A 15,490-nucleotide genomic window follows, 5' to 3' on the forward strand; every position below is an offset into this window, starting at 1 on the left:
AACCTTCAGGTTCGTCGGAGCGTATGCTTCGGTAGCGATACATCGCAGTCTCACCCGAAGGGGGAGTATCCCACCCTCTCCGTATCTACATACTTCAGGATGAGAACCTTTAGGTTCGTCGGAGCATAAGAGTAAACAGTCATGAATCCTCAGATTCATGGCTTTTTTTGTCCCCGCCGCCATTCGCATAAAACAATGCCTACCTTCGCAAGTTAACGTTGCGGAGGTGTTTTTTATGAGCAAAACAGACGTGCTCACGATCGATCAAAGCGAGCTGACACAAGCATGGAGGCAAACGCTGCCTACTGTGCTGAACGAGTCCGACCAGGCCGAGGTTATGGCGGACGAACATAATCCGAGCTCGCTTCGCATTCACATTCGCAGCGCCGGTCATTCGATGTATACGTTCGACTTTCTCGTCACCTATGTCGACTCCCGGGAAGTGAAGGTCGAGCTGGTTGACGTAGAGAAGGCGGATGTCACCGTTGATGAACGAAACGAATTGATTCAAAACCTGGTAGAAGACTACATTCGTCACATCCACGAATGCGCCCAAGCGTTGAAGAAAGTAACCAGCTAAGAGGGAGAGGGAACGATGACTAAGCAAAAATCGGCGGATAAAAATTTGCAAAATGTAGTCAAAGACTTGGCGCAGGACCCGGTTAACGCCCATCACGCCCAGCAGCTTCAACAGGATACGAACGATCGGCAGAAACGGGATCGCCATAATCACGATACAACAACGGCAAGATAATTCGATAAGGAGGCGCCGCCATCATGCCGAAAGATATTCCCCAGCCTGTAAATCCTCCAACGGGGGCGGGACAGCACGAGGCTAAAGGCCGAGGACCGCAGGAGCCGTTGTCCGGCTCCAAAAAAACAAAGCAAGCGAATCATACCCGCCATAATAACGGCGAAGGATAAGATTTTCAAAAAAATCGAGAAAAAATGAATAAGACGCTTAGATCCGGACATACTACAATTGACGGTGAACAGAGAGGTGTGGTTCCGTTGAACTATTCAGCAGATACACCAAGTAAGGGTCAATATACCGAACAAGAAAGCCGAGGCGATGTGCTAAAGACACGTTAGCGTGTTTCTAACACAAGAAGGATAAACTGGCGACAGGTATCCGGATAACCAGAGCAGAAAGTAAGGTAAGATTCGATTCATACAACCGTTCCACCGTCGAAGGGACCCGAAAGGGTCCTTTTCCCATTGTGTGTTAAATGAAAAGAACCCGCCAATAGGGGCGGGCCGATTTGTAAGCTAACGCAGCGATTGCACAAAATCGATTAAAACAGGGGCAAGCTGCTGAGGATCCTCCATCATGCTCATGTGACCGACCTGCTTTAGCAGGGCTTGCCGGACACGGTTGTGATGGACGGTAAATGTTTTGTCCGGAGCTATAATTTGATCGTTCTCTCCGGCGACGAGCAGTACGGGACATTCGGCGGAGGCGAGTATGCCGGTTCTATCCGGCCTGCTCCGCATTGCCTCCAGTGCACGTACCGCTCCCTCTTGCGAGGTGCAATAGCCAATCTCCTTGGCCTCATGAATCTTCGTTTGCATCGTTTCTACATGCTCCGGAGCGAACAGCTTCGGCACGAGCCCGTCTATGAACGCGGCAATGCCGGAACTTTGCACCGTCTGAATTGACTTCAGACGGTTTTCTTTGCCTTTGTCATCGTCCGGATACGCTGTAGAGTGGATCAGGCCGAAAGCCGCCATACGACCCGCATGGCGCTCTGCAGCGGCGAGCGTAATATATCCGCCCAGAGAGTGACCGAACCAAACCGCCTTCTCAATACCCAAGAGCTGCAAAAACTGCAACAGGTCATCGGCATAGTCCTCTATGGAGTAAGGAGCAGCCGGAACCCCTGACAAGCCATGCCCCGGCAAATCGGGTGCGATTACCCTACAGGTTGGACTAAGCAAGGGGAAAACGGAGTTCCAGTACGCCGAGCTTCCGCAAAAACCATGAAGCAGCAGCACGGGGGTTCCTTGTCCCTCTTCCCTGTACGCGATATCGATGGAACGTTTACTGAGATTGATTTTGTTCATGACCATTCCTCCCTCCGTATTGTAACCATGCTATTCGAAAACGAAACCATAGTAAAGCCGGCGCTGGAGGTACAGCGAAATATGTATTGAAAAAAAAGAGCCTGGAGTATGCGGCTCCGAAGCTCTCTAAAACAAAAAAATCGCGACCGTGGCCGCGATTGTGTTGGTTATAAAGTGGTCGGAACGACAGGATTTGAACCTGCGACCTCTTGGTCCCGAACCAAGCGCTCTACCAAGCTGAGCCACGTTCCGTCATATATAAAAATATGGCAAGCGCGCCACGGCGGGATTCGAACCCGCGACGCACAGTTTAGGAAACTGTCGCTCTATCCTGCTGAGCTACGGGCGCGAGTGAAATAATCAGCATAAAGTAATATAGCACAACTCCCATTCAAAGTAAAGATGCTCATGCTTTTTTGCTATACGATTTGTATGCAAATTAGTCATCAACACGATTGGCATTTCACCAAACAATCGTTCATTTATTTTTTCCTCACATTAAAGACAGTAAAAGTTAAATTTATCATGGAAACCCTTTCATAAATGTGCAATAATATAGCCAAACAAAGGTACGGTTGTTGTCTACCGTAACCAAATAGCTTGGTTTCAAATGACCACATAGCCGTCAGCCTCCTTAGGGAAGGGTTGGCGGCTTTTTTAGCAGCGGATGGGGGAGAGCCATTGAACGATCAGGAAACGAATAACAATCCCGAGGCGAAACGTTCCTCGATGAGCAGGAGGAAAATGCTGGCCTTTGTCGGAGTCGCAGGAGCGGCGGCGCTTACGATTGGCGGTTCTACCGCTTTTATAGCTCGTAAACAGGCATCGGGTTCAAAGGAAGAGCCGGCCCCCGAATCCTATACACTAACTGAACTGAAGCAGGCTTCCGGTCTGAGGGAGAACGCAGTAATCCGTACTACCGGGTATTACGAGAGCGGCGATGGCGGAGGCGCCGAATACATCATCCGTGCCGATAAGTCTTTGCCGGACGGCGGAAGCGTCGTTGATTTACAGAACGGGCTGCAGGCGCATCTGCTCCCGGTCAGCGGCGTTACCTACAAAATGTTCGGCGCACGCGGAGACGGCAAAAATGACGACGGCGTGCAGATCAAGCTGGCGCATGCATACGCCAATCGGCAAGGTTGTCCGATCGTGAATACGAGCGGCGAATACTGGATCAAGGAAACGAATCTGATTTCGATCGCCACCTCCGTGGAGTGGGGGCATACGAAATTTCATATCGACGAAAGCTTCAATTCCAAATCGAATCCGCGTTTCCAGGTGATCAGCCGTAAAAAGGAGGCAGCGATCCCGTTCGATGCGGCTGCCAAAACCGCGTTCCTGGCGAAAATGAAACCCGGAACGACACTTATTCCGGAGCTGGCTCCTTACAAAAACAGTCTGGTGTTCGTTGTCGACAGCAACGACAAAATCGGTGTGCGTTACGGTTATAACCATAACGGCTGGAATCGCGAAGATTTTTTCTATGTCGAGGAGCACGGCCGCATCGTTGGGGATATTGCCTGGACGTTTACCAATTATACAAGTTTGGTTGCTTATCCGTGCGACGACAATTATCTGGTCATAGACGGCGGAACGTTCTACATGTCTGGAACAAGTCCTGGCGCTAACGGCTCTTACCTGCATAACGGGATCATGGTTAAGCGCAGCCGCACGATCCTGCGCAACCAGTGGGTCGGTCTGGATCAGGGAGCGGTGGACGTATCGCTCGATCCGCGAAGCGGCTTCTACTACTTCACCAATGTGTTCGATGTCACGCTTGAGAATGTGCGCCTTATCCCGTGGGAGCAGGATCGGGAGGGGACGGCTAAAGACGTGCCTGCAGGCACGTACGGTATCGGAGGAGCGCGGGTGCTGAATGCGACGTTCCGCAATGTAACGGCGGAGGGCAGCAACGTCCATTGGGGCGTGTTCGGCACGAATATGTTCAAAAATTTCCGAATTGAGGGCTGCCGTCTGAATCGGGTCGATGTCCACTTCCATTGCTGGAACTTGTACGTGAAAGATTCGGAGATCGGGTACAAAGGATTTACACTGACCGGAGGCGGCGATCTGTTCATCGAGAACACGAAACGGTTCGGTACCCGCTTCATCGATTTCCGCAACGATTACGGGGCGAAATGGGACGGCAATATCCGGCTGAATAACTGCCGGCTTGTTCTCACAAGCGGAACGGCGGAGGCGGTCGGGCTGCATTTCGTCCCTGCTGACTTCGACTACAAGTACCCGATCGGTTACGGCCGTTCGATCAAGATTCAGGACTTTATTTTTGACTATACTGGTGTGCCGAATCCAACCGGTGTATGCCGAATGATGAAGATTGCCGCCTTCTCCAAAGTGACGAGCAGCGGGGCGAGACTGTTTTTCCCCAGCTCGATCGAATGTAGCGATGTGATCGTCGTCGGCCGGGAGAAGGGCGTGCGTTTACTCGAAATTCAAAATCCGTTAAGTTACGACGTAGGCAAAGCAGGCGGCTACGACGAGAATCGGGTAACGGCCAACTGTTACATGCGTTTTGCGAACATACAGGGGGAGAAGGTTCCCGCTCAGGCGTCGCAATCGAACACACACGTCAACTTTTTGCTGAATGCGCTTGGGACGGCGGCGTATGACGACGCGAATGCGCTGTACCCGAAAATCGACATTGTCAATTGCGGCGATTTTTTCGGCCATTTCAAGGGTGCGATTGCAGACGTCTACTTCAGCGATTGCACGGTGAACTGCGTGGACGCTTACGAGGGCGGGCCGATGCGCGGCCGTATCGCGTTCGATAACTGCCATATTCAGGCCGATACGGTTGATGACGGTAAGGCATTTTATTCGCTTAGCTCGACAGGCGGCGTATCGTTCGTGGGCTGCACGATTCATGCGCCGATCGTGGACGGCGCCCAGCGGCCGGAGCTGCTCTCGCGTTACGATTTTATCGATGTAAACCGTACGCTTCATTACCACCATCTCGGAACGCGGCTGTCAAAGCGGATTATGGATCATTACGCACCGGTTGCGCCTGAATATATCGCGATGCTGAAAAGCCATCACGAATCGGAAAGTCCGCAGATGCTGCGCCGCAGAGGGACGAGCGCTCAGCGTCCTGCGGCGGGTTTGACCGGGCTGGCTAGCGGCTTCGGCTACTACGATACGGATAAGGGCGAGTGGGTTGTGTGGGACGGAGCCGGTTGGATGCCCCCGGTTCGGCAGGAGGAGTCTTTGCACTATTACGTATCGGGTTCAGCCCTGACTTCTCCGGGAGAAGTGCGGATGAAACGGATGGAAGGGCACCCGACCGATGAATATACATTACGAGGAAGCGGCAGAGCGATTGCCTATTCCGTTTATGCGGACGAGTCGCTCGCCGGTGTCTATACATTCGATCTATGGAAAAATGGCGCCGTATGGCACGCCGGACTAAACGTGCCGGAAGGGCAGTTATCCGCTTGGCTCCCGCTGGACAACAGCGTTTGGTCGGCTGGCGACCGCATTGCGGTCAAGCTGCTTCTCCCGAACTTGACCGATCCCGTTCCGACAGGCGTGACGTTCGATCTGCTCATACGGTACGGGGGCTCTTAATCGTAAAACTGCATACTCGTTTGACCGACTTGTCTCGTTGCCGCTTGCGTAAAAGTTATCGCCATCGTTCATCATGATATCCCACATATATATTTTCCATGTAAAGGGAGGAATTCGTAATGAATGAACAACAGCAGCATGACGGGAACATTCCGGGAGCGGCGGTCAGCCGCCGCCAGCTGCTAACGGCGTTCGGCTTGGCCGGGGCCGCCATGGCCGCTCAGTCCGTACTGTCCGTGCAAGGTTTTGCCGCCCAAGGCGGCGGGACGGTATCAGGGGGCGTCTACGGGAATGGAAGCACTGTGACAGGCTCTACGTATCACGGGAATGGAAACGGTTCGGGTTACCCGCCGGGTCAGGCGCTGAGCAGCGGACTGTTCCACCTGCTGTACGAGTCGGTTGCCGCCATGGTGGCGGACACGAACTTGACGGACGGTTTGCTGGCCAGCACAGCCGGTTACTTCGAGCCCGGAGATGGGGGCGGCTCCGCTTACATCATTCAGTCGGGAACGCAAACGGAGGACGGCGGAAGCGTCATTACGCTGACAAACGGCTTGCAGGCCATTTTGCTGCCCGGGGACAGCATCCGGTACAAGCAGTTCGGCGCGGTCGGCGACGGCGCGAACGACGATGGCGTGCAGATCAAAAAAGCTCATGCGTACGCAAACGGCCAGCAGCTACCGGTCATCAATCGCAGCGGCGAATACTGGATCAAGGCGACCGTCGATATTGTCGTCCAAACGAGCGTCGACTGGGGCCATACGAAGTTTCATATCGACGAAAGCTTCAACTCCAAGACGCAGTCCCGTTTTCGAGTGGCGAGCCGCAAGACGGAGGCTGCAATCCCTTTCGATGCCGCTACAAAAGCGGCCTTCCTTGCCCAAATGAAGCCCGGCACAACACTTATTCCAGAGCTGGCTCCCTACAAAAACAGTTTGGTGTTCGTTGTCGACAGCAACGACAAGATCGGCGTGCGTTACGGCTACAACCACAACGGCTGGAACCGCGAAGATTTTTTCTATGTCGAGGAGCACGGCCGCATCGTTGGGGACATCGCCTGGACATTCAACAATTATACGAGTCTGGTCGCCTATCCGTGCGACGACAACTATCTGGTCATAGACGGCGGGACGTTCTATATGTCCGGGACAAGCCCCGGCGCGAACGGCTCTTATTTGTATAACGGAATACTGGTCAAACGCAGCCGCACGATCCTGCGCAACCAGTGGGTCGGTCTGGATCAGGGAGTGGTGGATGTATCGCTCGATCCGCGAAGCGGCTTCTACTACTTCAGCAACGTGTTCGATGTCACGCTCGAGAACGTGCGGCTTATTCCGTGGGAGCAGGATCGGGAGGGAACGGACCGCGACGTGCCTGCAGGCACGTACGGCATCGGCGGAGCACGGGTGCTGAATGCGACGTTCCGCAACGTGACGGCGGAGGGCAGTAATGTCCATTGGGGCGTGTTCGGCACGAATATGTTCAAGAACTTCCGGATCGAAGGCTGCCGCCTGAACCGGGTCGACGTCCATTTTCATTGCTGGAATTTGTATGTGAAAGATTCGGAGATCGGCTACAAAGGGTTTACGCTGACCGGAGGCGGCGATCTGTTCATCGAGAACACAAAGCGGTTCGGTACCCGCTTCATCGATTTCCGCAACGATTACGGGGCGAAATGGGACGGCAATATCCGGCTGAACAACTGCCGGCTCGTCCTTACGAGCGGAACGGCGGAGGCGGTCGCTCTAAATTTCATTCCCGCCAACTTCGACTACAAGTACCCGATCGGCTACGGCCGTTCGATCAAGGTTCAGGACTTTATTTTTGACTATACCGGCGTTCCGAATCCGACCGGCATATGCCGGATCATGAAGATCGCCACCTTCTCCAAAGTGACGAGTACGGGAGCGAGGCTGTTTTTTCCTAGCTCGGTCGAATGTAGTGATGTGATCGTCGTCGGCAGGGAGAAGGGCGTGCGTATGTTGGAAATTTCGAACCCGCTCAGTTTCGACCTCGGGAAGCCGGGCGGCTACGATCAGAATCGGGTAACGGCGAACTGCCACATGCGTTTTGTGAACATTCAGAGCGAGAAGGTTCCGGCTCAGGCATCGCAATCGAACACACATGTCAATTTCTTGCTGAACGCGCTCGGAACGGCGGCGTACGAGGATGCGAATGCGCTGTACCCGAAAATCGACATCGTGGGCTGCGGCGACTTTTTCGGTCATTTCAAGGGTGCGGTTGCCGACGTCTACTTCAGCGACTGCACAGTGAATTGCATGGATGCCTATGAGGGCGGCCCGATGCGCGGCCGGCTCGCGTTCGAAAACTGTCATATCAAGGCTAACGCCGTGGATGACGGCAAATTGCTGTATTCGCTGAGTGCGACGCATGGCGTCTCGTTCGTGGACTGCACGATTCACGGCCCAGTCGTGGACGGAGTGGAGCGGATGGACCTGCTCTCGCGATACGATTTTATTAACGTAAACAACACGTTGCGCTACAACCATCTGAATACGAAGCTAGCCAAATCGGTCATCGACTATTTCGCAAGCGCGGGGACTCCGGTCGAGCCGGAATTTTACGCGATGCTGAAAAGCCACCACGATTCGGAAAGCATCTCTATGGCGAAGCGCAAAGGAACGACGGCGGACCGGCCCGCCCCGGCGAAGTTTGGTTCGGAGAAAGGCTTCGCTTACTTCGACACCGATCTCGGCCAACCGGTCGTCTGGGACGGTACCCGCTGGGTCAGCCCGGCGAAGTCGGGGGATACGCTGCATTTTTACACAAGCAGCTTGCCCGGTGCGGCCGGTACGGCGATGAAGCGGATGGAATCGCATCCTTCACAGGAGTATGTGCTGTCGCAGGCGGGCTCGCTCGTTCGTTTCGCTGTCCATGCGAGCGCTCCGCAATCGGCTGCGGCGTTTACGTTTGACGTATGGAAGAACGGCGCCGTCTGGCTAAGCGGTTTAGCCGGTCCGACCGCTTCGGCCAATCCGCGAATGGCGGCATTCACGGGGAATGCTACGTTTTCGGCCGGAGACCGGATTTCGGTCCGCGTTGTATCTGTCGATTCGTCACTAACCGCTGGTACTTACGCAACGGTTGATGTGTACGCTACTTATATCAACTACTAGAGCTTACGGAAGGTAGGGAGGGCTGCCTCGACAAACGGTCATACACCTCATGTAGCTATTGATGAAGCAGCTTGATGCCATGAATAGGGATGATAGAGAGGAAGCGATCGTATGAGAAAATTGAGCTGTCTGCTGCTTGCGCTCGTGCTGCTGATCGGTCTGATTCCGCTGTACGCCGTGGAAACCCGGGCCGAGACGCTGCCGCTTCAGAACGGCGGGTTCGATTCGGGATTGACCGGCTGGAGCACACTTCACGGCAACGCGGCCAATATGACGGTAACGAGCGAAATCAAATATTCCGGCGGGTTCAGTCTGAAAATTAAGGATATGGAAAACAACGCCTCCTATGCAATGATTAGCGACAGATTGCCTACTGCGGAGGGCAAGCAGTTAACCGCCTCGGCGAAACTATTTTTGGCGGGAGGCTCGGGCTCGGTATATTTATATTTTTATAATGCGGCGGGAACGATGATACACAGCGTATTCTCGAATAAAAGCTCGCCGCAAAACGAATGGGTCGACGTCACCATCACCGCTACCGCTCCGGCGGAAGCGGTTCAGGTCAGTGTCGTACTTGCGACGAGCATCGTCAACGTGGGCACGGCTTATTTCGACAACGTTACGCTCACGTCGGCGGTTCCGATCGCGAACGGCGGGTTCGAATCGAACCTGACCGGCTGGAATACGGCCTTCGGCAGCGCAGCGCAGATGACCGCTACGAGCGAGGCCGCCTATGCGGGCTCCAAAAGCTTGAAACTCGTCGACAACTCGGCCACCAGCTCATTCGGCATGGAAAGCGATAAGTTTCCGGCTTCCGCTGGCAAGCAGTACACCGGCGAGGTGAAAATGCGGGTCGATAGCGGAGCGGGAGCGATATACATTCGGTTCTACGACTCCGCAAACAAGCTGATCGATTCGAAATCGGCGAGCACCGGGGTTACGTCGGGCGGATGGCGCAATGTCGCGGTTACGATGGTTGCTCCGGAAGGAACCGTTAAAGCGGCTATTTTATTGTACAGCGCGCTGGCAACCGTAGGGACGGTCTACTTTGACGAAGTCAGCGTTTCCGAAGTCAGTCTCGTGCGCGGTACGGTAACCGATGCGGCAGGCGGTTTGCCGGTTGCTTGGGCGGTCGCCTATTTATACAAAGCTTCGGATACGGGCTTTACAAGCCCGATCGACAAGGCAGTAACCGATGCTGCCGGCAAATTCATCTTTCCCGGCAGCGTAGACAACGGCAGCTATGCAGTCCGCGTCTCCAAGGACGGCTATTCGCCCGGAACGGCCGTAGTCGAGGTCGGCGGCGGAGGAAGCGGCAGCGCTGTTGTGACGCTGGCAGCAGATACGGCGGCAGCGAAGTATTCCGTAAGCGGCCAAGTCCGTGTTCCGGGCTCGGATCAGCCGCTGGCCGGAGCTAACATCGCTCTGTACGACGACGACGATGCTGCTTACACGACCTCGCTCGGAGCGGCGGTTACGGCTGCCGACGGCACGTTCGCCTTGGACCGGACGGTCGTGAACGGCCGGTACTTAGCCCGTGCCGTAAAAGCCGGATATATAACGGCTACGTTCCCTGTAATCGTACGGGATGCCGCATTCGACCGCGTCGAACTGCAAATGCCTCCTGCGCCTAACGTGACAGAGCAGAACATGCTGAAGCCGCCGTCCGGGCACCCGCGATTGTATGCGACAGCGGGCTTTGTGCCGCAGCTTCAGGCCAAAATTCAGACGCCCGCATTTCAGCCCATATGGAGCAAGGTCGTTAGCCAAAGCTACATTCCGGAATATACCGGACGAAGCAGCGGCACAACGCTGGATTTCGAGACGTACCCGTTCCCGGCTGCGGAGACGGCTCGTTACGTGAAGTTGTTCGGTAGAGGCAATTCGACGAATCAGTGGAACTCGATTACGGAGACGGAAATTTATACGCGCGGCGGTACGGGTCAGCTGGAGAAGCTGCCCATCCAGAGCGCCAGCTGGAGCAGTCAGGACCGCCAGTATGACGGCAACAATACGATCGACGGCGATCTTGACGCGGAATCGAGATGGTCGGCGGAAGGGACGCAGGAGTGGATTCAGTACGATCTGGGAACGGCACGGACCGTTACGGATTTGAAAATCGCTTGGTACAGCGGCAATATTCGCACTTCCTATTTCGATATATACGTATCCACAGACGCACAATCATGGACGCTGGTCGATCTCGGCCTCGGCAAACCGCCAGGTTTGCTCGATCCGCCTCCGACCGGCCAATCGAATTATTCGGCCGCGCTTAAAAATGCGATCGAGTACAACGCGATGAAATATTTGCTGCAAGGCGATACGGCCAGCGGCAGACTCGCCATCCGTACGATTCTGAACTTTATGGATACCGCCGTATATGCGGGACTCGATACGTTCCGGCCGATCGGCGATACGATTCATGCGGCATCGGTTACATACGACTGGTGTTACCCGCTGCTGACGGCGGAGGAAAAGACGGCGTTTATCGCCAAAATCAAGTCTCTTGCGGCCCAGATGGAGATGGGATATCCGCCGACACGCGGCGGATCGATTACCGGGCATTCCGGGGAAAACATGCTGTTGAAGGACTTGCTTGCCGCCGGCATCGCCGTTTACGACGAGGATCCGGAAATTTATAACGTGTCGGCGAAACGCTTTTTCGGCGAATTCGTCCCGGCGCGCAATTTCTGGTATTTGTCCGGCATGCATCATCAGGGGGATTCGTACGGCTTCGGCGTCAGGCTCATGCCGGAGCTGTGGGCGCAGTGGATGTTCGCCCGCATGGGTTACTCTGGCGTATTCGCGGACGAGCAGCGGGACGTGCTGTACCGCGGGCTCTACATGCGCAGACCGGACGGCCAGTTTATCCGCGACGGAGACACGTCTTGGCAGAACAGCAATCCGCCGGGCATGTACTGGAAATATTCGTCGCCGATTCCGCTGCTCGCCGCCTCTTATTACAAGGACCCGTATTTGCAGGGCGAGTTTTTGCGGCAGCATACGATGGGCTCCAGTCCGTTCGTCGAAATTTTGTTCGCCGATCTGGACGTTCCAGTAAGCGAGCCGGATGAGCTCCCGTTAACCCGTTATTTCGGGTTTCCGTACGGCACGATGATCGCCCGCACCGGCTGGGAGCTGGATAGCCCCGGGTCCAGAGTATCCGATGTCGTCGCCGAGATGAAGATCGGCAATTATCAGTACGGCAATCACCAGCATCTCGATATGGGAAGCTTCCAGCTTTACTACAAGGGCGGTCTCGCCATCGATTCCGGCATGTACCAGGGCGTATACGGAGCTTACGGCAGCGAGCACGATAACAATTATTACAAGCGCACGATCGCGCACAACTCGATGCTCGTTTACGATCCGGCCGAGAGGTTCTATAACGGCTGGGCGAACGACGGCGGCCAGCGGAAGTTTGCGGAAGCGGGCAAGCTTGAGGACCTGCTCGGCAAAAACTATTACAATGGCGTTGTCGAAGGCCATCAATTCGGCCCCGATCCGGTATCTCCGGACTTCAGCTACTTGAAGGGCGATTTGACGAATGCGTATTCGGACAAGGTGGGGCAGTTCAAACGGTCGTTCCTGTTCCTCAGGCTGAATGACGAGACGCATCCAGCGGCGATGATCGTGTATGACAAGGTCGTTTCGTCGGACCCGAACTTCAAAAAGTATTGGCTGCTCCACAGCATGGAGGAGCCGCAAGTAACTGGCAACACGACCACGATCGTGCGCAGCGAGGAAGGCTATTCCGGCAAGCTCGTCAATGAAACGCTGCTGCCTGCAGTAGGCAATGCGGTCATCGAGAAAGTCGGAGGAGACGGTCACGAGTTCGAGGTGTTCGGGACGAATTATTTGCAGGCGCCGGCTCGTCCTTCCGGACAGCAGACGGTAGAGGCAGGGGAATGGCGCATTCAGATTTCACCTGAGACGGCTGCGCAAACCGATCGTTTCTTGAACGTTATGCAGGTGATGGATAACGGCAGCACCGCACCGCTTGCCACGACAATGGTCGACTCGGATAAAATGATCGGTGCCGCCATCGCTGACTCGGTTGCCCTTTTCAGCAAAACGGGAGACCGGGAAAACGGAACCGTGTCGTTCTCGGTGTACGGCAGCCGGCTGCAGCTTCATTTTGTCGTGACCGATATGGCTGCCGGCTCGTGGGCCATTATGCAAGGCGGGCAGACGACGTATGGTGAAGTTACCGACGACGGAGGCGTCTTGTATTTCGACGGACAGCCCGGCTCCTATACGCTAACGTACATGGGGCGCGCCGATATCGTTGCTCCGGTTACGAAGGTGTTTATCGACGGCAAGAGCGGAGCCGGAACGTTTAACAATCGGGACGTTACTGTGACGTTCAGCACGTATGAGCTGCTGTCCGGCATCGATCGGACGGAATACCGGCTCGGGGGAGGCGGCTGGACGACCGTAACGGGCGCCGTTTACTTGACCGGGGAGGGCGTGCATACGCTCGAATACCGCTCCGTTGACGGCGCTGGGAACATCGAGATGCCGAAGCAAGCGATCATCGGAATCGACAAAACAGCTCCCGTTCTGACGCTGAACGGCAGTTCGGTTATGACTGTGCTGGCGGGCAGTACGTTCACCGATCCCGGCGTGACGGCGAATGACAATCTGGACAGCGGCATAAACGGGCGAATTACGGTGACGGGAGCGGTGTATGCGAACACGCCCGGAACGTATCAGTTGACGTACCGGGTATCGGATGCGGCCGGCAACGCGGCCTTGCCTGTGACGCGGATGGTCCAAGTACTTGATCCGTCCGGTATCGCCCGAATCGAGTTCGATTCGCCGATCTACTTGCTTGAGACGGGAGCACAGCGACAAACGGTCGTAACCGCCGTTTACGGTGATGGCCGTCGTTCGCAGGCTACCGCGATTGCGTCCTACTCGGCGACCAAGCCGGGAGTCGCGACGATAGCTGGCGGTGTAGTAACCGCCATCGGGGAAGGCGGCACAGTTATATCGGCTTCGTTCGGGAGTCATACCGCATGGGCCATTGTTGGAGTCGGTGCGGGGGCGCCGGGCATGTTCGCGGCGCTAGATGAACTACTAGGGAAATATGCTGAGCTGGGAGAAGTGACTTCTTCGCTGCACAGCCAGCTAAACAACCGGCTGATGCAGGCCGAGCATCATCTGGAAAAGGGACATTCGAGCCAGGCGCTGAAGCATTTGAACGATTTTCTTGACGTTTTAAGCAAGCAGTCGAATAAATTGTCGCTTGCGGCGGAAGAGCAGCTGCGTAGCTGCGTTGACGGATTGATTGCAGTTCTGTCATCATCTAAGCTTGATTTGTAACTAGACGAACAGGTAGGTCTTAAAGCTGTTCCTCCGCGCGGCATTCGTGCGGGGAACGGCTTTTTGTCCTATATGGAATCAAGGGGCGGACGACAAAAAGGGGCTGTTTCGTCTTTACATCATCTGGTACGATACAAGTAGCCCCTCATTCGCCTTTTTCTAACAGAAGCTGCGAAACGGGACAAGCCTGTACAGGGGAGAGGTTCGCCGTGGGCTCGTTTACATTCGTGCCGCACCGATATCCGGAAGAGCCGGGATGTTACTTGATGTTCGATCGTACCGGCCGTCTGCTGTACGTCGGCAAAGCGGTTAATTTGCGCCGCAGGCTCTGCTCGTACTTCCACTCGAAGCCGGATTGGATCAAGGTGGCTCAGCTTGTCGAGGAAGTGGCCGATATCGAGATTATGATCGTTCGCAACGAGAATGAGAGCCTTACTCTGGAGACAAACTTGATTCAGTATTACTTACCGCCCTACAATCGCGCCAAAAAGCGGGAGCGGTCTGTGTTCGCCTACATAGCAGCCACGCAAGAAAAGCTTCCCAGACTGACGGCTCTCGACCGGGAGCGCCAAGCGCCGAGAACCCAGCTATCCGGCGCCGATGAGCTTATCGCCGGACCTTTTCCGAATCCGGTATTTCGCAATTATGCGCTCGATTTCGCGATCGACTGGTTCAAGCTGCGAACATGCGCTCCGCTCGAGAAACGGCTGTGCATGAGATACTATATGGAGAAATGCGGAGGCGTCTGCGAGCAGATGGAAACCGGCGAGCAGTATGCCGATCGTTTCCGGGAAGCGATGCGTCTGCTGTCCGAACCGGCGAAGGTGCCCGAAGAGATGGAGAAGGGCGTAAGCCGGCTGTCGGAACGGCTTCAATTCGAGAAAGCGAAGGAATTGCACGTTCGGCTCACCGCGCTTCGCAGCATGCTGTCCGAACAGGCGGTGAATATTCCCCGCGACTATCACCAGCTGGCGGTTTTTTTCGGCCCGGTTTATTTACTTGCCGCCCGCATCGACTACGGCATGCTGCGAACAAGATTCGTATGGGAGCGGACCGATTGGGGAGAACGACCGGAACAAATCAGGTGGCTGGATCGCCTTGTTTCGCTGTTGCCGGATAAAGGGCGGGTCGAGGTAGTCACCAATGACTTCATCCGTTCCGAGCCGCTCGTGAAGGCGGCCCGTATACGCGGCGTGTCCGCGAAAGCGGTCGTTCCGGTTAAAGGGGTTAAACGGCATATCTTAAACCTATGTGAGCGTAATATGACGTATCGCGTAGAGCTGGAATGCCAGGCTGCCGCCAGTCTGGAGGACGAAAGCGTTAGTATTCTGCCTATCGATCACAGCCGGAAGTTACCGGATGGGCCGTAAGCC

8 protein-coding genes and 2 tRNA genes are annotated in these 15,490 nt (G+C 55.2%); 7 read left to right on the plus strand and 3 right to left on the minus strand.

Annotated features, from left to right (window positions below):
• Nucleotides 1-235 precede the first annotated feature (235 nt).
• Genes D7M11_RS22245 through D7M11_RS22250 form a run of 3 tightly spaced genes read left to right on the plus strand, consistent with a single transcriptional unit; the run spans nt 236 to nt 924 of the window.
• On the plus strand, nt 236-580 hold the full coding sequence (locus tag D7M11_RS22245; protein WP_120749469.1) for a hypothetical protein: 345 nt from the start codon (nt 236-238) through the stop codon (nt 578-580).
• A 15-nt stretch (nt 581-595) separates the two neighbouring features.
• A complete protein-coding gene (locus tag D7M11_RS36780) occupies nt 596-754 on the plus strand; it encodes a hypothetical protein (protein WP_168928320.1) in 159 nt (52 codons plus the stop codon).
• A 23-nt stretch (nt 755-777) separates the two neighbouring features.
• Nucleotides 778-924 (plus strand): small acid-soluble spore protein P, encoded by a 147-nt coding sequence (locus D7M11_RS22250; RefSeq protein WP_120749470.1) that lies wholly within the window; start codon nt 778-780, stop codon nt 922-924.
• A 345-nt stretch (nt 925-1,269) separates the two neighbouring features.
• On the opposite strand, the gene D7M11_RS22255 is transcribed toward D7M11_RS22250, so the two are convergent.
• The 3 genes from D7M11_RS22255 to D7M11_RS22265 all read right to left on the minus strand — a co-directional run bounded on the left by D7M11_RS22255 (nt 1,270) and on the right by D7M11_RS22265 (nt 2,413).
• Nucleotides 1,270-2,064, minus strand: coding sequence for an alpha/beta fold hydrolase (locus D7M11_RS22255; RefSeq protein WP_240041252.1), 795 nt, complete (start codon nt 2,062-2,064; stop codon nt 1,270-1,272).
• 175 nt (nt 2,065-2,239) lie between these two features.
• A tRNA-Pro gene (locus D7M11_RS22260) sits at nt 2,240-2,316 on the minus strand.
• Between the two features lie 22 nt (nt 2,317-2,338).
• Nucleotides 2,339-2,413 (minus strand) — tRNA-Arg (locus D7M11_RS22265).
• A 332-nt stretch (nt 2,414-2,745) separates the two neighbouring features.
• On the opposite strand from D7M11_RS22265, the gene D7M11_RS22270 reads away from it, so the two are divergent.
• From D7M11_RS22270 to D7M11_RS22285, 4 genes are all read left to right on the plus strand, one after another.
• Nucleotides 2,746-5,652, plus strand: a complete 2,907-nt coding sequence (locus tag D7M11_RS22270; RefSeq protein ID WP_120749472.1) for a hypothetical protein — start codon at nt 2,746-2,748, stop codon at nt 5,650-5,652.
• 119 nt (nt 5,653-5,771) lie between these two features.
• Nucleotides 5,772-8,789 carry a hypothetical protein gene (locus D7M11_RS22275; protein ID WP_120749473.1) on the plus strand — a complete coding sequence of 1,006 codons (3,018 nt, stop codon included), beginning with the start codon at nt 5,772-5,774 and terminating at the stop codon, nt 8,787-8,789.
• A 111-nt stretch (nt 8,790-8,900) separates the two neighbouring features.
• Nucleotides 8,901-14,117 carry a heparin/heparin-sulfate lyase HepB gene (gene hepB, locus D7M11_RS22280; protein ID WP_120749474.1) on the plus strand — a complete coding sequence of 1,739 codons (5,217 nt, stop codon included), beginning with the start codon at nt 8,901-8,903 and terminating at the stop codon, nt 14,115-14,117.
• Between the two features lie 209 nt (nt 14,118-14,326).
• Nucleotides 14,327-15,487 (plus strand): GIY-YIG nuclease family protein, encoded by a 1,161-nt coding sequence (locus tag D7M11_RS22285; RefSeq protein WP_120749475.1) that lies wholly within the window; start codon nt 14,327-14,329, stop codon nt 15,485-15,487.
• The last annotated feature ends 3 nt before the right edge of the window (nt 15,488-15,490 follow it).

The sequence above is a fragment of the Paenibacillus ginsengarvi genome, from assembly GCF_003626695.1.
Classification (GTDB): domain Bacteria; phylum Bacillota; class Bacilli; order Paenibacillales; family NBRC-103111; genus Paenibacillus_AB; species Paenibacillus_AB ginsengarvi.

Bases quoted from the DNA above. Each gene is read 5' to 3' on its own strand.
- D7M11_RS22245 (WP_120749469.1), top strand. From the start codon at position 236: ATGAGCAAAACAGACGTGCTCACGATCGATCAAAGCGAGCTGACACAA.
- D7M11_RS36780 (WP_168928320.1), top strand. From the start codon at position 596: ATGACTAAGCAAAAATCGGCGGATAAAAATTTGCAAAATGTAGTCAAA.
- D7M11_RS22250 (WP_120749470.1), top strand. From the start codon at position 778: ATGCCGAAAGATATTCCCCAGCCTGTAAATCCTCCAACGGGGGCGGGA.
- D7M11_RS22255 (WP_240041252.1), bottom strand. From the start codon at position 2,064: ATGAACAAAATCAATCTCAGTAAACGTTCCATCGATATCGCGTACAGG.
- D7M11_RS22275 (WP_120749473.1), top strand. From the start codon at position 5,772: ATGAATGAACAACAGCAGCATGACGGGAACATTCCGGGAGCGGCGGTC.
- hepB (WP_120749474.1), top strand. From the start codon at position 8,901: ATGAGAAAATTGAGCTGTCTGCTGCTTGCGCTCGTGCTGCTGATCGGT.